General features: G+C 75.6%; 15 protein-coding genes. 9 read left to right on the top strand and 6 right to left on the bottom strand.

Going from position 1 to position 21557, the window contains the following annotated elements; genetic code table 11:
* Positions 1-58: 58 nt before the first annotated feature.
* Positions 59-4066: a type VII secretion protein EccCa gene (gene eccCa / locus IEY96_RS27285; protein ID WP_189197671.1), complete on the bottom strand. Its 4008-nt coding sequence runs from the start codon at positions 4064-4066 to the stop codon at positions 59-61.
* Between the two features lie 100 nt (positions 4067-4166).
* On the opposite strand from eccCa, the gene eccD reads away from it, so the two are divergent.
* Positions 4167-5573: a type VII secretion integral membrane protein EccD gene (gene eccD / locus IEY96_RS27280; protein WP_189197670.1), complete on the top strand. Its 1407-nt coding sequence runs from the start codon at positions 4167-4169 to the stop codon at positions 5571-5573.
* 62 nt (positions 5574-5635) lie between these two features.
* On the opposite strand, the gene IEY96_RS27275 is transcribed toward eccD, so the two are convergent.
* Entirely contained in the window at positions 5636-6142 is a 507-nt protein-coding gene (locus IEY96_RS27275; RefSeq protein WP_091266984.1) for an inorganic diphosphatase, read from the bottom strand.
* A gap of 578 nt (positions 6143-6720) precedes the next feature.
* Here IEY96_RS27275 and dacB point away from each other — a divergent pair.
* The 4 genes from dacB to IEY96_RS27255 all read left to right on the top strand — a co-directional run bounded on the left by dacB (position 6721) and on the right by IEY96_RS27255 (position 12124).
* A complete protein-coding gene (dacB, locus tag IEY96_RS27270) occupies positions 6721-8217 on the top strand; it encodes a D-alanyl-D-alanine carboxypeptidase/D-alanyl-D-alanine endopeptidase (protein WP_373293658.1) in 1497 nt (498 codons plus the stop codon).
* An 80-nt stretch (positions 8218-8297) separates the two neighbouring features.
* Positions 8298-9368: an Rv3626c family coenzyme F420 biosynthesis-associated protein gene (locus IEY96_RS27265; RefSeq protein ID WP_189197669.1), complete on the top strand. Its 1071-nt coding sequence runs from the start codon at positions 8298-8300 to the stop codon at positions 9366-9368.
* A gap of 1 nt (position 9369) precedes the next feature.
* Positions 9370-10350, top strand: a complete 981-nt coding sequence (gene tilS / locus IEY96_RS27260) for a tRNA lysidine(34) synthetase TilS (RefSeq protein WP_189197668.1) — start codon at positions 9370-9372, stop codon at positions 10348-10350.
* Positions 10351-10495: 145 nt separating this feature from the next.
* Positions 10496-12124 carry a gamma-glutamyltransferase family protein gene (locus IEY96_RS27255; RefSeq protein WP_229791933.1) on the top strand — a complete coding sequence of 543 codons (1629 nt, stop codon included), beginning with the start codon at positions 10496-10498 and terminating at the stop codon, positions 12122-12124.
* Here IEY96_RS27255 and IEY96_RS27250 read toward each other — a convergent pair whose 3' ends face one another.
* On the bottom strand, positions 12125-13087 hold the full coding sequence (locus IEY96_RS27250; protein WP_189197667.1) for a GlxA family transcriptional regulator: 963 nt from the start codon (positions 13085-13087) through the stop codon (positions 12125-12127).
* Between the two features lie 150 nt (positions 13088-13237).
* On the opposite strand from IEY96_RS27250, the gene IEY96_RS27245 reads away from it, so the two are divergent.
* The 4 genes from IEY96_RS27245 to folE all read left to right on the top strand — a co-directional run bounded on the left by IEY96_RS27245 (position 13238) and on the right by folE (position 17136).
* On the top strand, positions 13238-13375 hold the full coding sequence (locus IEY96_RS27245; protein WP_168215455.1) for a hypothetical protein: 138 nt from the start codon (positions 13238-13240) through the stop codon (positions 13373-13375).
* A gap of 99 nt (positions 13376-13474) precedes the next feature.
* A complete protein-coding gene (gene hpt, locus IEY96_RS27240; RefSeq protein ID WP_091317014.1) occupies positions 13475-14050 on the top strand; it encodes a hypoxanthine phosphoribosyltransferase in 576 nt (191 codons plus the stop codon).
* A 378-nt stretch (positions 14051-14428) separates the two neighbouring features.
* On the top strand, positions 14429-16435 hold the full coding sequence (ftsH, locus tag IEY96_RS27235) for an ATP-dependent zinc metalloprotease FtsH (RefSeq protein ID WP_189197666.1): 2007 nt from the start codon (positions 14429-14431) through the stop codon (positions 16433-16435).
* Between the two features lie 35 nt (positions 16436-16470).
* Positions 16471-17136 (top strand): GTP cyclohydrolase I FolE, encoded by a 666-nt coding sequence (folE, locus tag IEY96_RS27230; RefSeq protein ID WP_189197760.1) that lies wholly within the window; start codon positions 16471-16473, stop codon positions 17134-17136.
* A gap of 55 nt (positions 17137-17191) precedes the next feature.
* Here the strand turns inward: folE and IEY96_RS27225 are convergent, their stop codons facing one another.
* From IEY96_RS27225 to IEY96_RS27215, 3 genes are all read right to left on the bottom strand, one after another.
* The gene (locus tag IEY96_RS27225) at positions 17192-17893 is read right to left on the bottom strand and encodes a hypothetical protein (RefSeq protein WP_189197665.1); all 702 of its coding nucleotides are present in this window, start codon (positions 17891-17893) and stop codon (positions 17192-17194) included.
* Positions 17890-20406, bottom strand: coding sequence for an FtsK/SpoIIIE domain-containing protein (locus IEY96_RS27220; RefSeq protein ID WP_189197664.1), 2517 nt, complete (start codon positions 20404-20406; stop codon positions 17890-17892). Before IEY96_RS27220 ends, IEY96_RS27225 begins: the two co-directional genes overlap by 4 nt.
* Positions 20407-20506: 100 nt before the next feature.
* The gene (locus IEY96_RS27215) at positions 20507-21499 is read right to left on the bottom strand and encodes a TrmB family transcriptional regulator (protein WP_189197663.1); all 993 of its coding nucleotides are present in this window, start codon (positions 21497-21499) and stop codon (positions 20507-20509) included.
* Positions 21500-21557: the final 58 nt, after the last annotated feature.

Genomic DNA, 21557 nt, shown 5'->3' with positions numbered 1-21557 from the left:
ATGCCGCTCGGAGATTACCGGGTTTCCCGCGTGTGACGGTGCAACTCGGTGAGACCGGTCAGCCGGGCGGGAGATGGGCCAGCTGGACCAGGCGTACGCCCTCGCGCCGGGTGACCAGGCGACCGCGGCCCGGTGGTAGCGGGCCGGCCTTCACCTGACCGACGAGCGGCCCCTCCTCCGGGCCGCCCGACATCACCAGCCCGGCCGTGGACAGCTCCCGCAGCCGCTGGATGATCGGCTCGAACGAGGTCCGGCCGGCGCCACCGGAGCGGCGGGCCAGCACCAGGTGCAGGCCGACGTCCCGGGCGTGCGGCAGGTGCTCCTCCAGCGCGCGCAACGGGTTCGTCGGCCCGCCCGCCACCAGGTCGTAGTCGTCCACCAGCACGAACAGCTCCGGCCCGGTCCACCACGACCGGGTACGCAGCTCGGCCGGGGTGACCTGCGGCCCGGGCAGCCGCCCCTGGAGGTAGCCGGCCGCCGACTCGATCAGCTCGGTCGTGTGTGGCGCGGCGGTTCCGTATCCGATGAGGTGCGCCGTCTCGACGGCGCCCATCAGGCTGCGCCGGTAGTCGACCAGGATGACCCGGGCCTGCTCCGGGGTGAACCGTTGGACGATCGAGGTGGCCAGCGCGCGCAGGAACGAGGACTTGCCGCACTCGGCGTCGCCGAAGACCACGAAGTTCGGCTCGGTGGCGAAGTCCAGCACCACGGGGCGCAGGTCGGCCTCGGCCACCCCGATCGGGAAGGCCAGCCCCGTGGTCGCGGCCTGGTCCAGGTCGGCGTAGGGCAGCACCGGCGGGAGCAGCCGCACCCGGGGCGCGGCCGGCCCGGCCCAGGCCCCGGCGACCGCCTTGACCAGATCCCCGGTCTCGGCGCCCAGGCCGGCGACCCGGGGCTCGGCGGCGAGGAAGTGCAGCCCGCCCGCGGTGATCCCGCGCCCCGGCCGCTCCTCCGGCACGGTCGCCGCCAGCGCGCGCTTGACCACCACCGAGTCGGCCGGGTCGCCGAGGCGCAGCTCCAGCCGCGAGCCGAAGAGGTCGCGGATCGCCGGCCGGAAGTCCGACCAGCGCAGCGCGCTCGCCACCACGTGCACCCCGTACGCCAGCCCCCGGGTGGCCAGCTCGGTGACCAGCGGCTCCAGGTCCTCGTACTCGCCGCGCAGGGTGTTCCAGCCGTCGACCACCAGGAACACGTCGCCGAACGGGTCGGTGCCGGGCCGGCCGCCGGCCGTCGCCGTGGCCCGCCGCCGGCGCCAGGACGCCATCGACTCCACCCCCGCCTCGGTGAACCGCCGCTCCCGCTCGGCCAGGAGGGTGACCATCTCGCCGACGGTCCGGCGTACCGCGGTGTCGTCGGCCCGCCCGCTGACCCCGCCGACGTGCGGCAGGTCGCGCAGCGCGCCGAGCGTCCCGCCGCCGAAGTCCAGGCAGTAGACCTGCACCTCGGCCGGGGTGTGGGTGAGCGCCAGCGCGCAGACCAGGGTGCGGAGCAGGGTGGACCGTCCGCTGCGGGTGGTGCCGACCACCGCGACGTGCCCGGCCGCCCCGTCCAGGGCCAGCCAGAGCAGGTCACGGCGTTGCTCGAACGGCTTGTCCACCACGGCCACCGGCACCTGGAGGGCGCCGTGCAGCTCCGGGTTGCCCACGGTGAGCCCCCGGGCCGGGTCGGCGCCGACCGGACCGAGCAGCTCGTCGAGACAGGGCGAGGCGTCCAGCGGGGGCAGCCACACCTGGTGCGCCGGCGGGCCCTGCCCGGCCAGCCGCCCCACCAGCAGGTCGAGCAGTGTCTCGCCGGTCTCCTCCTCGGCGGGGAGGGCGGCCGGGGTGGCCGGCTCGGGCGCCGGCACCAGGTGGGTGGAGAAGGCGAGCAGCCGTGGGCTGCCGGCGCCGGCCGCGCCCGCCGGCCCGCCGCGGCGGGGCACCGCGCCGGAGACGTACGCGGCCTTGAACCGGACCAGCGGGTCGGTGCCCGAGCGCAGGTAGCCGTGCCCCGGGCTGCGCGGCAGCTCGTGCGCGTCGGGCACCCCGAGCACCGTCCGGGACTCCAGCGCCGAGAAGGTCCGCAAACCGATCCGGTACGACAGGTGGGTGTCCAGCCCGCGCAGCCGGCCCTCCTCCAGCCGCTGCGAGGCGAGCAGCAGGTGTACGCCGAGCGACCGGCCCAGGCGGCCGATCTGCACGAAGAGGTCGATGAAGTCGGGCTTGGCGGAGAGCAGTTCGGAGAACTCGTCGCAGATGAGCAGCAGCGACGGCAGCGGGGCGAGCGGGGTGCCGGCCGCCCGGGCCCGCTCGTAGTCGCGTACGCCGGCGAAGTTGCCGGCCCGGCGCAGCAGCTCCTGGCGGCGCATCAGCTCGCCGTTGATGGCGTCGACCATCCGGTCGACCAGGGGCAGCGCGTCCGCCAGGTTGGTGATCACCGCGGCCGTGTGCGGCAGCCGTTCGAAGGGCGCGAAGGTGGCGCCGCCCTTGAAGTCGACCAGCACGAAGTTGAGCTGCTCCGAGCTGTGCGTGGCGGCCAGCCCGAGCACCAGCGTGCGGAGCAGCTCCGACTTGCCCGAGCCGGTGGCGCCGATGAGCAGCCCGTGCGGGCCCATCCCGTCCTGCGCCGACTCCTTGAGGTCCAGCTCGATCGCCCCGCCGTCGGCGCCCACCCCGATCGGCACCCGCAGCCGGTCCCGGGCCGCCCGGGGCGTCCAGCCCTGCTCGGCGGTGAAGTTCTCCGGGTCGCCGAGGCCGAGCAGCTCGGGCAGGCCCGGCTCGGCGCCCGGCGGGGCGTCCGGTCCGCGTACCGTGCCGGCCAGCCGCAGCGGCGCGAGCCGGCGGGCGACCGCCTCGGCGTCGGCCGCCTCCAGCGCGTCGGCCGCGCCCACCTCGGCGTGCCCCTCGGCGGAGTGCGAGTGCAGCCGGCCGTCGACCAGGTCGAGCAGGAGGGCGTACCGGTCGAGCAGGCGGGGCGGCGGGGTGTCCAGGTCGAGGACGGTGACCGCGTCGATTCCGCCGTCGCCGGCCAGGTCGGTGGCTCCGGTCAGGTCACCGCCGTCGAGCACCACCACCACGTGCGGCCCGTCGGTGGCCGGGCCGGCCGGGCTGAACCGGGACCGGCTGCCCAGCACGTCGTCGAGGAGCCGCTCCAGCTCGGCTGCGGAGCTGGTGACGAGCCGGACCGGGCCGAGCGCGTCGGTGCGCACCGGGTGGTGGGCGTGCGGCAGCCACTTGACCCACTCCCACCCCGCCCGCCGTTCCGGCCCGGCGCACACCGCGATCAGCAGCTCGTCGGGGGCGTGGAAGACGGCGAGCTGGGTGAGCACGGCCCGGGCCAGCGCCTGGGCGTCCGGCGAGCCCGCCCCGGGGACGCCGACGGCTCCAGGTCGCCGCGCGGCGTCGGACGCGCCGAGCTGGAGCTGTCGCGCGGAAGGGCCGCGCACGAAGACCCGGGCGAAGCTGCGCAGCGAGAGCGCCACCGGCAGGTCGGGAACCACCGAGTACGCGTCCAGGAAGCGCCGCAGCGCCCCCGCGGTCATCGGCTCCAGCTCGTCCAGCGGCCGGGTGACCGGTGGGACCAGCGGGGTGGCCAGCGTCTGCGGCCCGACCCCGACCCGGACCACGGCGAAGTCGGGGTCGGCCGGCCGGCGCTCCCAGACCCGGTGGCTTTCCACGGTCGACCAGAGCCGCCCCGGGTCGGGGTGCCGGTAGTAGAGCCCCGCCCGCTGCGCTCCGGCGGTCTCCCGGACCCGGCGGCGCAGCGCGGCCAGGTGCCGCAGGTACTCCCGGCGGGCGGCCATCATCTCCGACTTCTTCGGGCCGGCGCTGCCCCACGAGGTCACCAGCATCGCCACCGAGGAGAGCCCGAACATGCCGCCCACCACGTACGAGTAGGCCCCGCCGCCCCGGCCGAACATCATGGCCATGGCCACCGTCCCGCCGAGCATCGGCAGCACCATCAGCGCCTGCTGCCAGCGCCCGCCGGCCACCGCGGGGATCTCCGGCGGCGCCTCCACGGGCAGCTCACCGGCCGGGATCTCCGGCGCCGGGCGGCGTGGCGGCCGCTTGATGACGACAGTGGACACTGAGCCTCCCCATGGCTCTCGGTAACCCGAGCCTGGCTCATAGTAGGTAAAGTCCACTCGTCCGTCAGCCACCGTTCCCGCTCGATATGGAGAAGCATCGATGACAAGCGGGCTGGCCCGGGTCACGATCAGCGCGCCCCGGCGGCGGGTCGACGTGGCCCTGCCGGAGCAGGTCCCCCTGGCCGAGCTGCTGCCCGAGGTGCTCCGGCACGCCGGGGAGGGGCTGGCCGACGACGGCGAACGGCACGGCGGCTGGGTGCTACGGCGGACCGACGGCGCCGTGCTGGCCACCGCGCAGGCGCTGCTGCCCCAGGGCGTCCGCGACGGCGAGGTGCTGCATCTCGTCCCGGCCCGCGCGCAGTGGCCCGAGTTGGAGTACGACGACGTGGTCGAGGCGATCGCCGACGGCGCCCGCCGCCGGGGCGCCGCCTGGTCGCCCCGGGCCACCCGGGCCGCCGCCCTGGCCGGTGCGGGCGTGCCGCTGGCCGTCGGGCTGCTCGCCGTGCTGACCGCCGGCCCCGGGCCGCGCGACGGCTGGCCGGTCGCCGCCGTGGTGGCCCTGCTCCTGGTGCTCGCCGCCACCGCCGCCTCCCGGGCGTACGGCGACGGGCCGGTCGGCGCCACCCTCGGCGGGTACGCGCTGCCCTGGGCCGCCGCGGCCGGCGCCCTGGCGGTCGGCTCCGGCGACCCCGTCGGCCCGTTCGGGGCGCTCGGACCGCTGCGCTGGATCGGCGCGCCCGAACTGCTCGCCGGCTCGGTGGCGCTGCTGCTGGTGTCGGTGCTCGGCCTGCTCGGGGTGGCCAGCCGGTCCCGGGTCTTCCTGGCCGGCGCGACCACCGGAGCGGCCGGCGCGGCGGCCGGCCTCGGCGGGCTGTTCCTCGACCCGGCCGGCACCGCCGCCGTGCTGCTCTGCGCGCTGGTCTTCGCGCTCGGCGGGCTGCCGCTGCTGGCCATCCGGCTCGGCAAGGTGCCGCTGCCGCCGATCACCCTGCCCGCACCGGCCGGCGGCCCGCCCGGCGTCCGTGACCTGCCCGACCGGGGGCGGGTGCACGCGGCCGTGGCCCGCACCGAGGAGATGCTGACCGGGATGTTGCTCGGGCACGCGGTGCTGGCCGTCGCGGCCGCGGCCGTGCTCGCCACCACCGGCGGGCTCGCCGGGCGGCTGCTGGTGGCGGTCGGCTGCGGGGTGCTGCTGCTGCGCTCCCGGCTCTTCGTGGCGGTCCGCCACCGGGTGCCCGGCGTCGCCGCCGGGCTGTCCGGGTACGCGCTCCTCGGCGCGGTGCTCGCCGACCGGTCCGGTCCGGCCGGCCGGCTGGCCCTGACCCTCGGCGGGCTGGCCCTGGCCCTGGTCGCCGTCGCGGCCGGCGCCACGTACGCCCGCCGGCCGGTCTCCCCGTACCTGGGCCGGCTGGCCGACCTGACGGACACCGCGCTGGTGGTCGCGGTGGTCCCGGTGGCCTGCGCGGTGCTCGACCTCTACGACCGGGCCCGCGGCCTGCTCGGCTGACCGGCACGCACGAGGGCCCGGGTCGCTCGGTGGAGCGGCCCGGGCCCGTCGCGCGGATCAGGTCAGTGCAGGGTCTCGCCGCGCTCGGCGGCCTCCTTGGCGCGCTGGTACGAGGCCACGATCTCGGCCTCGGCCTCGGTGCGACCCACCCAGGTCGCGCCCTCGACCGACTTGCCCGGCTCCAGGTCCTTGTAGACCTCGAAGAAGTGCTGGATCTCCAGGCGGTCGAACTCGCCCAGGTGGTGGATGTCCCGCAGGTGCTCCTGGCGCGGGTCCTCGTAGGGCACGCAGAGGACCTTGTCGTCGCCGCCCTTCTCGTCGGTCATCCGGAACATGCCGATGGTGCGGCAGCGGATCAGGCAGCCCGGGAAGGTGGGCTCGGGCACCAGCACAAGCGCGTCCAGCGGGTCGCCGTCCTCGCCCAGGGTGCCCTCGATGAAGCCGTAGTCGGCCGGGTACTGCGTGGAGGTGAAGAGGGTGCGGTCCAGCCGGATCCGGCCGGTCGCGTGGTCCACCTCGTACTTGTTGCGGTGACCCTTCGGGATCTCAACCGTGACGTCGAAATCCATCTCCCACGCTCCCTCGTTTGCCCACGCTGGCTAACGGAACCAGTGGCGTCGCCCACCGGACGGGGTGAACGGCCCCCGCCGGCTCCGACCGCCGCATAGTGTTCGGACCGAAGTAGTGTCACCCAAGGCGCTTTGGAGCGGGGGAGGAGGGGGTCGTGGGGAGGGAAGATTCACACTACCGCCCCGAGGGGGTTGACGGGCGCAGGTCCGCAGGTTCCGGTTCCGGCGGGGCCACCGGCCGCGTCTCGGTGCCCGGCGCCGGCCCCGCCCACCGCCCCGGGCCGCCCGTCGGGTCCGCCCCGGTCGGCCGCGCCAACCCCGGGCAGTACGGCCACCCCGGCCCCGCCGAGCACGGCCGCCCCGCCCCGCAGGAGTACGGCCGCCGCCCGCAGGAGTACGGCCGCCCGCAGGAGTACGGCGGCCCGCAGGAGTACGGCCGCGCCGCCCCGCGCGAGTACGGCCACGCCGACCCCCGGCAGTACGGTCACCCGGATCCCCGGGATCACGGCCCGGGTGCGGCCGCCCCGGTGAGCTGGCCCGGTTACGACGCGCCCGGTGGCATCCCGGTGAGCCCGCCGGTGCCTCCGGTCGGGGCCGCCCCGCTCCCGCCGGCGCCCCCGCCGCCGCGCCGGCGCCCGGTCCGGCTGCTCGCCGTGCTGGCCAGCGTGCTGATCATTGCCCTGGCCGCGGTCGGGGTCGCCGTGGTCCGCCCCGGCCCGGTGGCCGGCTGGCTGGGCGGCGAGGACGACCGGACCGCCGCCGCGCGGTCGCCCGAGCCGCCCCCGCCCGCCGTGCTGGCCGGCGCCGACGGCAACGCGCCGGTGCCCACCCCCGAGGGGGTACGCGCCGCGCTCGAACCCCTGGTCCGCGCCGCGGCGCTCGGCGACCGGGTGAACGTGTCGGTGGCCGACGTGACCACCGGCCAGGCGCTCTACGGCAGCGGGCAGGACGCCCCGACCGTGCCGGCCTCGGTGACCAAGCTGGCCACCGGGGTCGCCGTGCTGGCCGCCCGCGGTCCGGCGTACCGGATCCCCACCAGGGCGGTGGCCGGCGCGGCCCCCGGCGAGGTGGTCCTGGTGGGCGGCGGCGACCCGACCCTCGCGGTCGACAAGAACGGCTTCTACCCGGGCGCGGCCCGGCTGGACGACCTCGCCGCCCAGGTGCGCAAGGCGCTCGGCGGCACCGCCCCGACCAAGGTCACGGTCGACTCGTCCCTCTTCAGCGGCCCGGTGTACGGGCCCGGCTGGGACTCCGACATCCCCACCGGCGGGTTCGGGGCGGCGATCACCGCGCTCATGACCGACGGCGCCCGGCGGGACCCGGCGGAGGCCCGCCGGACCGAGGAGGCCATGAACCACGCCGCCGAGCGGGTGCCCCAGCCGGACCTGACCGCCGGCCGGCAGTTCGCGAAGCTCCTCGGGCTCTCGGGGGCCGCCGGCGAGGTGAAACGGGGCACCGCGCCCGCCGACTCCGGCGCGTCCGCGGCCGGCACGCCCGCCCCCGGCGCCGAGCTGGGCAAGGTCCAGTCGCTGCCGATGGTCCGCCTGGTCGACATCATGATCAGCGACAGCGACAACGTGATCGCCGAGGCGATGGCCCGCCAGGTGGCGCTTGCCAAGGGCAAGCCGGGCTCGTTCGCCGGCGGCGCGGCCGCCACCGACCAGGTGCTCGGCGAGCTGGGGCTGCCGGCCGACGAGATCAGCCTGGCCGACGGCAGCGGGCTGTCCCGCACCAACCGGATCAGCCCGTCCCTGCTCACCGACCTGATCACGCTGGCCGGCAACGGCAGCCACCCCGAGCTGGCCGCGATCTTCGGCGGCCTGCCGGTGGGTGGCTGGTCCGGCACCCTGGACGAGCGCTACCAGGCGGCGGTGACGAAGGCCGGTGCGGGCGTGGTCCGGGCGAAGACCGGGACGCTGTCCGGGGTGAACGCCATCGCCGGGCTGGTCACCACGGCCGACGGCCGGCTGCTCACCTTCGCGGTCCTCACCGACCGCACGCCGGACAGCCTCGACGAGACCCGGCAGGCCCTCGACCGGATCACCTCCGCGCTGGCCGGCTGCGGCTGCCGCTGACCCGCTCACCCGCTGCGACCGGCGTCGATCGGCCGGCGCGAGCCCGGGTGGGGGTGTCGCGGCGCGGGTACGGTGGGTTCATGGCGCAGTTCGTGGACTGGGATCTGGCCGCCGCGACCGCGGGGGCGCTGGGCAAGTCGGGCCCCCGGGTGTCGTACGCCGAGGCCACCGACGTGGTGGGCGAGCTGCGCCGGCTGACCGAGGAGGCCGCCGGTCACGTCGCCGACTACACCGGCCTGCGCGCCCAGGTCACCCACCCGCCGGTACGCGTGGTCGACCGCCGCGACTGGGCGGCCGCCAACATCGCCGGCCTGCGCGAGGTGATCACCCCGCTGGTGGACCGGCTCTCCGGCGACAAGCGTCCCGGCCCGCTCACCGAGGCGATCGGTTCCCGGCTCACCGGCGTGCAGGCCGGCACCGTGCTGGCGTACCTCTCCGGCCGGGTGCTCGGCCAGTACGAGGTCTTCGCCGGCGACCCCGGCCAGCTGCTGCTGGTCGCCCCGAACATCGTCGAGGTGGAGCGGAAGCTGGGCTGCGACCCCCGGGACTTCCGGCTCTGGGTCTGCCTGCACGAGGTGACCCACCGCACCCAGTTCACCGCCGTGCCGTGGATGCGCGCGTACTTCCTCAGTGAGGTGCAGGCGTTCGTCGACGCGTCGCAGGGCGGCGAGCACGTGCTGGAGCGGCTGCGCCGCGGCGTGGCCACGCTCGCCGACGCGGTGCGGGACCCGAACAGCCGGGCCAGCGTGCTGGACATCGTGCAGACCCCGGCGCAGCGGGCCGTGCTGGACCGGCTCACCGCGCTGATGACCCTGCTGGAGGGGCACGCCGAGTTCGTCATGGACGGCGTCGGCCCGCAGGTCATCCCGAGCGTCGAGTCGATCCGGGCGGCGTTCAACCGCCGCCGCGAGTCCGGCAACCCGCTGGAGAAGGCGATCCGTCGGCTGCTCGGCATCGAGGTCAAGATGCGCCAGTACGCCGAGGGCCGCAAGTTCGTGCACGGCGTGGTGGACCGGGTCGGCATGGCCGGCTTCAACAAGATCTTCTCCTCGCCGCTCACCCTGCCCCGGCTCGACGAGCTGGGCGACCCGGACGCGTGGGTGGCCCGGGTGCACGGCGGCCCCGCGAGCGTCCCCCCGGCCGCCGGCTGAGTTGGCCGCGCTCGCCCCACCGGTCGCCGCGGTCCGGCTCGCGGTACGCCGGGCGCTGACCGGGCTGCCGGGGGCCGGGCCGGTGCTGGTGGCCTGCTCCGGCGGCGCCGACTCGCTCGCCCTGGCGGCCGCCACCGCCTTCGTGGCGCCCCGCCTCGACCGCCGGGCCGGCCTCGTGACCGTGGACCACGGCCTGCAAGCCGGCTCGGCCGAGCGCGCCGAACGGGTGGCCCGGTGGGCGGCCGGAGCCGGTCTCGACCCTGTCGAGGTGGTCCCGGTGACCGTCGCCGGCCGACCCGGTGGCCCCGAGGCGGCCGCCCGCGAGGCCCGGTACGCCGCCCTCGTGGCCGCCGCCCGCCGGCACGGCGCGGCCGGGGTGCTGCTCGGGCACACCCGTGACGACCAGGCCGAGACGGTGCTGCTCGCGCTGGCCCGGGGCGCCGGCCCGCGCGGCCTGTCCGGCATGCCGGTCCACCGCGAGCTGGACGGGGTGCCGCTGCTGCGCCCGCTGCTCGACGTCGCGCGCGACGACACCCGGGAGGCGTGCGCCGCGCTCGGGCTCACGCCCTGGACGGACCCGCACAACGCTGACCCCGCGTACGCCCGCTCGCGGGTCCGCGCCGACCTGCTGCCGGCGCTGGTCGAGGCGCTCGGGCCCGGGGTGGTGGGCAACCTGGCCCGGACCGCCCGCCTGCTGGCCGCCGACACCGCCGCCCTGGACGAACTCGCCGCCGCCGCGCTCACCGGGGTCCGGGCCGCCGGGGGCGGGCTCTCGGTCGAGGGCCTGACCGCGCTGCCGGCGGCGATCCGCACCCGGGTGTTGCACGCCTGGGCCCGGGAGCTGGGCGCCTCGCCGGCCGCCCTGTCGCATCGGCACGTGGCGGCACTGGACGCCCTGGTCACCGACTGGCACGGGCAGGGCCCGGCGTACCTGCCCGGCGGTCTCCCGGTCCGCCGCCAGGCCGGTCGCCTCACCACCTGACCCGCCCCGGTGGTCCGCACGCCGGAACGCCAGCTCGCTGGAGTGGCGGTGTGCGGCCGCGCGCGATACCGCCAGCTCGCCGAGCCGGCGGTGGCGGGCGCGGCGCGGGGTCGCCGGGAGCCGCCGGAGGCGGTAGACAGGGCCCATGGCGTACCCCCGACTGCCCTTGCTGGCCCCCCAGGGTGCCGTCGCGACCAGCCAGCCGCTCGCGGCGGCCGCGGGTCTGGCCGTGCTGCGGCGCGGCGGCAACGCCGTCGACGCGGCGCTGGCCACCGCGATCACCCTGACCGTGGTGCAGCCGCCCTCGAACGACATCGGCGGCGACCTGTTCGCCATCGTCTGGGACGGCGAGCGGCTGCACGGGTTGAACGCCTCCGGCCGCTCCCCGGCCGCGCTGACCCGGGAGCTGGTGCTGGCCGCGACGGATCGGCGCGGCGCGGCGCCGGTCGAGGCGCTCGGCGGGGCGCAGGGCGAGGGGCCCGCCGTGCCGGCCCGCGGCTGGCTGCCGGTGACCGTGCCGGGCGCCCCGGCCGGCTGGCGGAACCTGCACGAGCGGTTCGGCTCGCTGCCCTTCGCCGAGCTGTTCGCCGACGCGATCGCCTACGCCGAGCGCGGCTACCCGGTGGCACCGGGCACGGCGGCCACCTGGGCGCGCGGGGTGGCCGCGCACGACGGGCTGGCTGGCGCGGAGTTCGCCGAGTTCCGCCGGGTGTTCGCCGTGGACGGCCGGGCGCCCCGGCCGGGGGAGTGGTGGCGCAATCCCGACGCGGCCGGCACGCTGCGGCGGATCGCGGAGAGCGGCGCGGCGGACTTCTACCGGGGGCGGATCGCGGCGGCGATCGACGACCACGCGGCCCGGACCGGTGGCTTCCTCACCGGCGACGACCTGGCCCGGCACGCCTCGACCTGGGTCGATCCGGTCCCGGTGCGCTACCGGGGGCACGAGGTGTGGGAGCTGCCGCCCAACGGGCAGGGGATCGCCGCGCTGCTGGCGCTCCAGGTGCTCGACGGGGTGGACCTGGCCGCGCTGTCGCCGGAGGAGCGGCTGCACTGGCAGATCGAGGCCGTGAAGCTCGGCTTCGCCGACGCGCACGCCCACGTGGCCGACCCGGAGCGCGCCGAGGTGCCGACGGCGGCGCTGCTCGACCCGGGCTACGCGGCGGCCCGCCGGGCGCTGGTCACCCCGCGGGCGGGTGACCCGGTGGCCGGCGAGCCGGAGCGCGGCGGCACGGTCTACCTCTGCACGGCCGACGCCGGCGGCATGATGGTCAGCCTGATCCAGTCGACCTACCTGGCGTTCGGCTCGCACGTGGTGGTCCCGGAGCACGGCTTCGCGCTGCAGAACCGCGGCCTCGGCTTCCGCCTCGACCCCGGCCACCCGAACGTGGTGGGGCCGGGGAAGCGGCCGTTCCACACGATCATTCCGGGTTTCCTGACCCGGGACGGGGCGCCGGTCGGCCCGTTCGGGGTGATGGGCGGGCACATGCAGCCGCAGGGGCACGTGCAGCTCGTCTCGGCCACCGTCGACGCGGGTCGCGACCCGCAGGCGGCCCTGGACACGCCGCGCTGGTACTGGCACGCCGGCCGGACGGTGCTGGTCGAGCCGGACCTGGACCCCGCGCTGGTCGCGGGGTTGCGGTCGCGCGGGCACGAGATCACCGTCGCGGCCGAGCCGTCGGTCTTCGGGTACGGCCAGGCGATCTGGCGGGCGCCCGGGGGTGGCTACGTGGTCGGGTCGGAGTCCCGGGTCGACGGCGCGATGCTGGGCTGGTGATCAGGCGTCGACCCGCTCCCGGAAGGTGGTCCGGTACGCGTGCGGGGTGGTGCCGACCCGGCGCGTGAAGTGGTGCCGCAGCGCCGCCGCGTCCCCGAAACCGGCCTGGTCGGCGACGCTCTCCACGCTCAGCCGGGTCTCCTCCAGCAGCCGCCGGGCCAGCAGCACCCGCTGGTTGGTCAGCCAGTCGTGCGGGGTGGTGCCGGTCTCGGCGCGGAACCGGCGGGCGAAGGTACGCGGCGCCATCCCGGCCCGGGCGGCCAGCTCGTCCACGGTCACCGTCCGGTCCAGGTGCCCCATCAGCCACTCCAGCACCGGCTCCAGGGTGGGCGCCTCGGGCGCCTTGGGGATGGGCGCCTCGACGTACTGGGACTGGCCGCCGTCGCGGTGCGGCGGGACGACCATCCGGCGGGCCAGTCGGGTGGCCGTGGCGGAGCCGTGCTCCTGGCGGACCAGGTGCAGGCAGGCGTCGATCCCGGCGGCGGTGCCGGCGCTGGTGAGCAGCCGCCCGTCCTGCACGTAGAGCGAGTTGCACTGCACCCGGGCCGCCGGGAACCGCTCCTGGAGGTCGTCGACGTGCCGCCAGTGGGTGGTGCAGTCGCGCCCGTCGAGCAACCCGGCCTCGCCGAGCACGAACGCCCCGGAGCAGACGCTGAGCAGCCAGGCGCCCCGGTCGGCGGCCCGCCGCAGCGCGGCCAGCACGGGCTCGGGGACCGGCGTCCGCCCGTCGCCGTGGGCGGGCACGGCCACCAGGTCGGCGTGCTCGACCGGGGTCAGGTCGGCGGTCGGGGTGAGCAGGAAGCCCGAGCGGCTGCGGACCGGCCCGCCGTCGGCGGTGCAGACGTCGAACCGGTAGCCGGGGAAGCCGTCGGCGGTGCGGTCGGTGCCGAACACCTCCGCGACGACCCCGAGCTCGAACACGGCGACCTCTTCGAGGGCGACGACGGCGACGGAGCGAAGCATGTGACGAGGGTAACCCGACAGGTGGCAGGAAATCGAGGCTCACTGGCATTCCTGCCACTGTCCGAAGGGTACGGCGGCCCGCAGACTTGGTGGTGTCCGGTGCGCACCGGCGGCGAAAACCACATCAACCACGCGAAAGTGAGCGCCGCCATGACCGTTCTGCTGCTCCTGCTCTTCCTGCTCCTCCTCGTCGGCGCCAGCGCCTCCGGGCTGACCGCCGACACCCGGGACTCGGCCGACTGGAAGCCGACCGAGGACGGCCGCCGCTGGCGCTCCCGCACCTGCTGAGGTGATTTGCTCCATGTGCGCCGATAATCCCCGGCGGGACCGCGCCAAAAGGGGCGGCCCCGCCGACGGAGGCCATCCGGCGTACGGCAGGCTAGGAGCATGGCTGACGGCTCCTGGTACGACGCCGACATCGACCACGTGATCATCTCCGAGGCGCAGATCCGCGAGAAGACCGCGGAACTGGCCAAGCAGGTCTCGGCGGACTACGCGCACGTCGAGGACGGTCTGCTGCTCGTCTGCGTGCTCAAGGGCGCGGTCATGTTCATGGCCGACTTCGCCCGCGCGCTGGGCCGCCAGGGCCCGCCCGCCGAGCTGGACTTCATGGCCATCTCCTCCTACGGCCAGGGCACGACCTCCTCCGGCGTGGTGCGGATCCTCAAGGACCTGGACCGGGACATCGCCGGCCGGCACGTGGTGGTGGTCGAGGACATCGTCGACTCCGGCCTGACCCTCTCCTGGCTGCTCCGTTACCTGGAGTCGCGCTCCGCGGCGAGCGTCGAGGTGGTGGCCCTGTTCCGCAAGCCGGACGCGGTCAAGGTGCCGGTTCCCGTGAAGTACGTGGGCTTCGACATCCCGACCGAGTTCGTGGTCGGCTACGGCCTCGACTTCGGCGAGCGCTACCGCGAGCTGCCCTACGTCGGCGTGCTCAAGCCCGAGGTCTACGCCCGGGCCTGACCCCGGCGCCCCGGCGATCGTCAGCCGACGTTCAGCGGGCTCTCAGCCTTCCGGTCTACGGTAGAGGCCGGTGACGTGGAGGCACCCTCCACGCCCGACCCCTCGAACCGCGTGACCGGGCGGTCGGGTGGCCGGGTGGGGAGCTCCCCGCCACGCCGGCTCAAACCCGGGTTCGCCGTACGCGTAAGTGCCGGGCTCGCAAGCTCACATCTGGCACGAACGGTGTACCGTCGAATGACCGCGGCGCGGCAGTTCGCGCGTCTCGGGGTCGGGGCCGGCCCGCACGGCGGCTGCGGCCGCCGCCCGAGGCGGCGACACCATTCAGACGGTCAGGACGTCGATCAGGAGGATGCGGGCGCCTCGGTGCCCGACAACAGTATGGAACGTACGCGTTTCTTCCGCCGACCGGTGGTCTGGATCATCCTGGTCATCCTCGGCGCCGTTGTGCTCAGTCAACTTTTCACGGCTGGTCCCAGCTACCACCGCGTGGACACGTCGGTGGCGCTCGACCAGCTCCACACCGCGAAGATCAACAAGGCGGTCTTCCAGGACAAGGAGCAGACGCTCCAGCTCGACCTGGCCCAGAAGACGAAGTTCGGCGACACCACCACCGACCGGATCGAGGCCCAGTTCCCCTACGAGGTGGGCAGCCAGGTCTGGAACGAGGTCCTGGACGCCAAGGCGGCCAACCGGGTCACCGGCCCGGCCGACACCAAGGTCTCGTCGGACAGCATCTGGGTGAGCCTGCTGGTCAACCTCCTGCCCATCGCGCTGCTCGTGCTCCTGCTGCTGTTCTTCATGTCGCAGATGCAGGGCGGCGGCTCGCGGGTGCTCAACTTCGGCAAGTCCAAGGCGAAGATGATCACCAAGGACACGCCGAAGACCACCTTCGCGGACGTGGCCGGGGCGGACGAGGCCGTCGAGGAACTGCACGAGATCAAGGACTTCCTGCAGAACCCGGCGAAGTACCAGGCCCTGGGCGCCAAGATCCCGAAGGGCGTGCTGCTCTTCGGCCCGCCCGGTACCGGTAAGACCCTGCTCGCCCGCGCGGTCGCCGGTGAGGCCGGCGTGCCGTTCTACTCCATCTCCGGCTCGGACTTCGTGGAGATGTTCGTCGGTGTCGGCGCCAGCCGGGTCCGCGACCTCTTCGAGCAGGCCAAGTCGAACGCGCCCGCGATCGTCTTCGTCGACGAGATCGACGCGGTCGGCCGGCACCGTGGCGCCGGCATGGGCGGCGGCCACGACGAGCGGGAGCAGACCCTGAACCAGCTGCTGGTCGAGATGGACGGCTTCGACACCAAGGGCGGGGTCATCCTGATCGCCGCCACCAACCGGCCCGACATCCTCGACCCGGCGCTGCTGCGCCCGGGCCGCTTCGACCGGCAGATCCCGGTCGACGCCCCCGACATGGAGGGCCGCAAGGCCATCCTGCGGGTGCACGCCAAGGGCAAGCCGTTCACGCCCGACGTCGACCTCGACTCGGTCGCCCGGCGTACCCCCGGCTTCAGCGGCGCCGACCTGGCCAACGTGATCAACGAGTCCGCGCTGCTCACCGCCCGCAAGGATCAGCGGGCAATCACCAACGACTCCCTGGAGGAGTCGATCGACCGGGTGATCGCCGGTCCGCAGCGGCGGACCCGGGTGATGAGCGACCAGGAGAAGAAGATCACCGCGTACCACGAGGGTGGGCACGCGCTGGTCGCCTGGGCGCTGCCGCACGCCGCGCCGGTGCACAAGGTGACGATCCTGTCCCGGGGCCGGTCGCTGGGCCACACGCTGGTCCTGCCGACCGAGGACAAGTACACCCAGACCCGGGCCGAGATGATCGACACCCTGGCGTACGCGCTGGGTGGCCGGGCCGCCGAGGAGCTGGTCTTCCACGAGCCCACCACGGGTGCCGGCAACGACATCGAGAAGGCCACCCAGCTGGCCCGCGCGATGATCACCCAGTACGGCATGAGCTCCAAGCTCGGCGCGATCAAGTACGGCACCAGCGGCGACGAGCCGTTCCTCGGCCGCAACATGGGCCACGAGCGGGACTACTCGGACGCGGTGGCCGCCGAGATCGACGGCGAGATGCGGGCGCTGATCGAGCTGGCGCACGACGAGGCCTGGGAGATCCTGGTGGAATACCGGGATGTCCTGGACAACATCGTGCTCGAGCTGATGGAGAAGGAGACCCTCTCCACGGCCGACATGGCCCGGATCTGCGCCCGGGTGGCGAAGCGCCCGCCGATGGCCCCCTACCACGGCTTCGGCAAGCGTCAGCCCTCCACCGAGCCGCCCGTGCTCACGCCGGCCGAGAAGGAGACGCTGAAGGCGCAGGCCCAGGCCGACGGCGCGGCGGTCGGGTCCCCCTCCCACAACTCGGACGGTACCCACTGAGTACCGACCCGACGGCCAGCTCCCGCGACCGGGAGCTGCCCGTCTCCGCGACCGAGCCCGACGGGGACGACGCGCTCGACTACGTCGCCGCCCGCCTGATCAGCGGCAAGCTGACCGGGCGGCCGGTGGAGGAGAGCGTCGACCTGGCCCGCATCGAGAAGGCGGTCCGGGAGATCCTCGTCGCGGTCGGCGAGGACCCGGACCGGGACGGTCTCCAGCAGACGCCGGCCCGGGTCGCCCGCGCGTACGCCGAGCTCTTCGCCGGCCTGCGGGTCGACCCGGCGCAGGTGCTCAGCACCACCTTCGAGGCCAACCACGAGGAGCTGGTGCTCGTCCGGGACATCGACGTGATGAGCCTCTGCGAGCACCACCTGCTCCCGTTCCGGGGCAGCGCGCACATCGGCTACATCCCCGGGCCGGACGGCCGGATCACCGGCCTGTCCAAGCTGGCCCGGCTGGTCGAGGTGTTCGCCCGGCGCCCGCAGGTGCAGGAGCGGCTGACCTCGCAGATCGCCGACCTGCTGATGGCCAAGTTGGCGCCGCGCGGCGTCGTGGTGGTGCTCGAGTGCGAGCACATGTGCATGGCGATGCGCGGCATCCAGAAGTCCGGTGCCAAGACGATCACCTCGGCGGTCCGGGGCACCCTCCAGCACGACGCGAAGTCGCGCGCCGAGGCGATGGCGCTGATCATCCCGCGCTGACCGCAGCGAGACAGGGCCCTTCCCAAGCGGGGAGGGCCCTGTGCCGTGTCCGGGGTCAGTCGGCCAGCATGGCCAGCAGCAGGCCGGCCGTGGTCAGCACCGCCGGAACCAGGCAGACCAGCGCGCCGAAGCGGGGCGTCCGGTCCACCCGGTCGGCCGGGCGGGGCCGGAACAGCCGCCCCACCGTGAGCCAGCCCAGCATGAACGCGACCGCCGGCAGCGGCAGCCCCACCACCAGCATGAGCACGGTCAGCGGGCCGGTGCCGGTGACGAGGAAGAACACGAGCTGGACCAGCGGCACCAGCAGCGCCAGGGGACCGTAGACCAGCAGGTTTCGGGGGTGCGCCGGCCAGCGGGCCAGCCGGGGCAGGCCGCGCGCGGCGAGACTGTCGTCCGCCGAGTCCGCCCAGCCCCGGGCGGACCGCAGGGCGGCCAGCACGGCCGCCGGGCCGGCCGCCATCGGCCGGGTCGCCTCGGTCACCTCGGGTGGCGTCGGGACCAGCGAGATCGCCGGCACGCCCAGCTCCCGCAGCCGTGACTGCTGCGGGGCGAGCCGCTCGCGGACCGCGGTCAGCTCCTCCCGGGCCGCCGCCACCGACCGGGCCTGCTCGCTCGCGGCGGTCGCCGCCGCCCGGCGTACGCCGTCGAGCTGGCGGGCGGCGGCCACGTAGTCCGCCCAGGCCGCCCCGGCCGGGTCCACGTCGACCGTGGGGCCGCCGGACCGGGGCGCCGGCACCGCCGTACCGGTCTCGCTCATGACCCCACACCCTCGCCGAAGGGGACCAGCACGGTGCCCTGCTCACCCGGGCCGTCCCAGAGCACCGCCCGGGCCGGCCGGGGTCGCCAGAGCACCGGCCGGTCGAAGAGCTGCTCCAGCCGGGCGCCGGGCACGTCGGTGACCACCACGGCGGTGAGCTTGTCCACCTCGCCCTCCGGACCGAGCAGCCCGGCCAGCGGCGCCACCGTGCGCCACCAGCCGAGCAGGTGGCGGCCGGCGGGCGGGCCCTCCAGCAGCAGCGCGCGCAGCAGCTCGGGCGGCAGCTCGGTCGCGTCCGGCACGTCCAGCCCGAACACCACGAGGTAGCCCGGCTCGTCCGCCGCCATCGCCGCCCGCAACCCGGCCACGTCGACGGTCTCCACCCGGTGCCGCCCGGCCAGCTCGGCGGCGAGCACGCCGGCCGGCTCGGCCGAGCCGTTGGCCAGCGGCGCCAGCACGAACCGCGCCGCGCCCGGGTGCGCCGCCGCGGCGCTGCGGACCGCGGTGACCAGCAGCCGCTCGGCCTCCTCGTCCCGGCCCAGCACGGCCAGGTTCCGGCCGGCGGCCGGGCCGAGCGGCACGGCCACCGTGGAGCGCCGGATGTCCACCGCCCGGCCGAGCAGCGCGGCCGGCGCGTGCGCCCGGCCGCTCAGCGCGGCCCGGTGTCGCGGGTCGTTGGCGAGCAGCGGGCGGGCGAACCCGGCGAAGACCACCGGCGGGGCGGCCCCCTCGGGCCGGGCCGACCAGAGCCGGTGCCGCAGGTCGGCGAGGACCGCGGGGTCCTCGTGCGGGTCCGGGAACCGGATCATCCGCTCGTGGCCCCGGGTCGCGCCGCGCGGGCCGCCCAGCCCGCCGGCGGTGTTCACCACCGCGCTGCCCACCGGCAGGCCGGCCGCCGAGTCGTTGGTCGGCTCCAGCACCGCCGAACCGCCGGGCAGCGCCACCCGCACCGGGAACTGGCCGAGCAGCGGGTCGCGCGGGCCGCCGATGCCGAGGTCGCCCTCGCCCGCGAGGACCAGGTGGATCCCGTACGACCGGGCGGCGCGGGCCAGCCCGTCCAGCCGGGCGAGCAGGTCGGTGGCGAGCCGGTCCCGCTCACGCAGCAGCAGCGGGAAGTTGTCGATCACGCAGACGATCCGGGGCAACGACTGGTGCTGGCGCAGCTCGGCGTAGCGCTGCCCGCCGGCCCGCCGGGCCGCCTCCTCCCGGCGGCGCAGCTCGGCCTCCAGCTCGCCGAGCAGGTCCGCCACGTACTCGCGGTCGGCGGCCATCCCGGCGGCCCGGACCTGCGGCACCCAGGACCGGTCCCGCTCGGTCTGGAGGAACTCCACGAAGGACTCGCCGTCGTCGAGGTCGGCCAGGTAGAGGACCAGCTCGTCCGGGCCGTAGCGGGCGGCCAGGCCGAAGAGCGCGTCGGTGAGGAACGCCGACCGGCCGGCCTGCGAGCGGCCGCTGACCAGCCAGTGCGGGGTCAGCTCGGTGAAGCCCAGGCTGACCGGCCGCCCCGCGGCGTCACCGACCGTCGTGGTCAGCCCGTCGACCGAACCCTCCGCCCAGAGCTCCCCGTCGGGCAGCAGGTCGGTGAGGGCGAGGCGGGAGCCGTCCTCGATCTGCCGGACCAGCCGCCGGCACACCCCGGCCACCAGTTCCTCGGGCGGGTCCTCGTCGAGGAAGACCGGGGAGTTCAACCCGCCCGGCGGCTCCGACCCGGGGCTGCTGAAGCCGGCGGCGGGCGGATCACCGACCAGCGCGTACGCGGTGCGCACCGCGAGCGGGGTGGCCTGCGGCAGCGGCACCGTGTCGGGCCAGCCGGCCACCACCAGGTGCAGCCCGGCCCGGGGACCCTGCGCCGCCAGCTCGGCGAGCCGGTCGAGATCGGACGGTGCGGCCCCGTCGGGCAGGGCGGCCACCATGAGCAGCAGCGTACGGTCGTGCCCGCGTTGACGGGCGGTGCCGGCGGCCACCCACTGCTCGGCCTCGGCCAGCACCGCGCGGAGCCCGGTCAGGTCGGTGGCGGGCGGTGGCAGCAGGCCCGCGTCGGCCAGGGGCGCGTAACCGGCCAGGGTGGCGTCCGGGCCGCCGTCGACCGCGCGGGCCAGCAGGGCGCCGGCCGGGCTGGCCGCGAACAGCCGCAGCAGCAGGGCCCGGAGCAGCCCGGCCACCCGCGGGTCGCCGGCGTCGGCGTCCACGCTCAGATGTCCGCTGCCGAGCAGCGGCACCAGCGCTGGGAACCGGGCGTCGTCCAGCGGCGCGGCGGTCCCGACCCGGACGAAGGCGGGCGGGCCGTCCCCGGGCGGCGTCGTCGGGGTCAGTGTCTCCAGCGGGTCGCCGGCCCAGCCCGGTGCGGCGAGCGCCGCCGCGGCACGGAGCCGCTCGGCCAGCTCGTACTGCCGGTGGTGATCGGCGGGCGCGGGCCGGATCTCGTCGAGGATCGCGGCCGCCGCGGTCGCGGTGGCCTCGGCCCTGCGGTGCAGCGCGGCGGCCCGGCCGGCGCGCGCCTTCGGACTCGCCACCCGTCCACCTCTCTTCCCGAGGCCGACATCTCCTCCCCGATGGTGACGGTATCCCAGCCGGGGGCCGTCCTCCGGGATGTCGGTCGGCGCGGTGCCCGGCTCAGCGGTGAGCAGCCTCACCCGGCAGCCAGCCCCGCCGGGCGGCCTGGTAGCCGAGCTGCATCCGGGTCTGCACCCGGGCCAGGTCCATCAGCCGGCGCACCCGGCGCTGCACGGTCCGTAGCGAGGTACGCAGGTGACCGGCGACCGCCTGGTCGGTCAGGCCGGTCAGCAGCAGGGTCAGGATCTGCACGTCCAGGTCGTCCACCCCGGTCCCGGCGAAGTCGTCCGCCGAGGTGGTCACCTCCATGGCGGCGGCCCACTCCAGCTCGAAGAGCGCGATGAGGGCGTCCAGCAGGCCGCTCTGGTGCACCAGCAACGCCCCGGCGGTTGCCACGTCCGACGAGGTGATCAGCGGGACGATGGCGATCTCGCGATCCACGATGAACAGCTTCAGCGGGAGGCTCTCCGCGATCCGGATGTCCTCGCCGGCGTTGCGAGCGGCCACGATGCCGTCGATGTCCACGTCCTCGTCGAGCATGCCCCGCTCCAGCAGCACCCGGTAGTGCACCCCCCGGGCCACGGCGGCGTCCTCCGCGGTGTTCTCCGCACCGCTGATGATCGCCACCGGTGCCTTGACGAAGGTCATCACCTCGCTGCGCGCGCCGAGTTGGAGCTGTTCCAGGCGTTGCCGCAGGGCGGGCACCCCGACGATCACGTCCACCACCTCGGCGACCCCCCGGCCGGCGCTCGCCGCCCGGTACAGCTCGGTCAGCGAGCCCAGCTCCAACTCGGCCAGCCGCAGCTCGTTCTGCCGTTGCAACAGCAGCGCGCCGAACGCGGTGGCCGGCGGGGAGGCCACGAACCGGGCGGTGTCCCCGACGCTGCGCGCCGCCAACCCCTTGCCCTCCAGCACGCCCAGCAGTTGCGCGGCCTCGTCCTCGTCCCCGCCGACCTGGCCGGCGAGCTCGGCGGGGGCCGCCGAGGGCAGCGCGACCAGCGCCCGGTACGCCGCCGACTCCTTCCTGCTCAACCCCAGCACGTCCAGCACCATGTCACGCCTCCGCCGTCTCGCCCGCGAGAGAGTCTGGCGGTTTTGCGTCATGGAAGGA

Origin of the sequence: Micromonospora fulviviridis (assembly GCF_014648395.1) — a bacterium.
Taxonomy (GTDB): domain Bacteria; phylum Actinomycetota; class Actinomycetes; order Mycobacteriales; family Micromonosporaceae; genus Micromonospora; species Micromonospora fulviviridis.
This window is presented reverse-complemented; position numbering and strand designations above follow the sequence as displayed.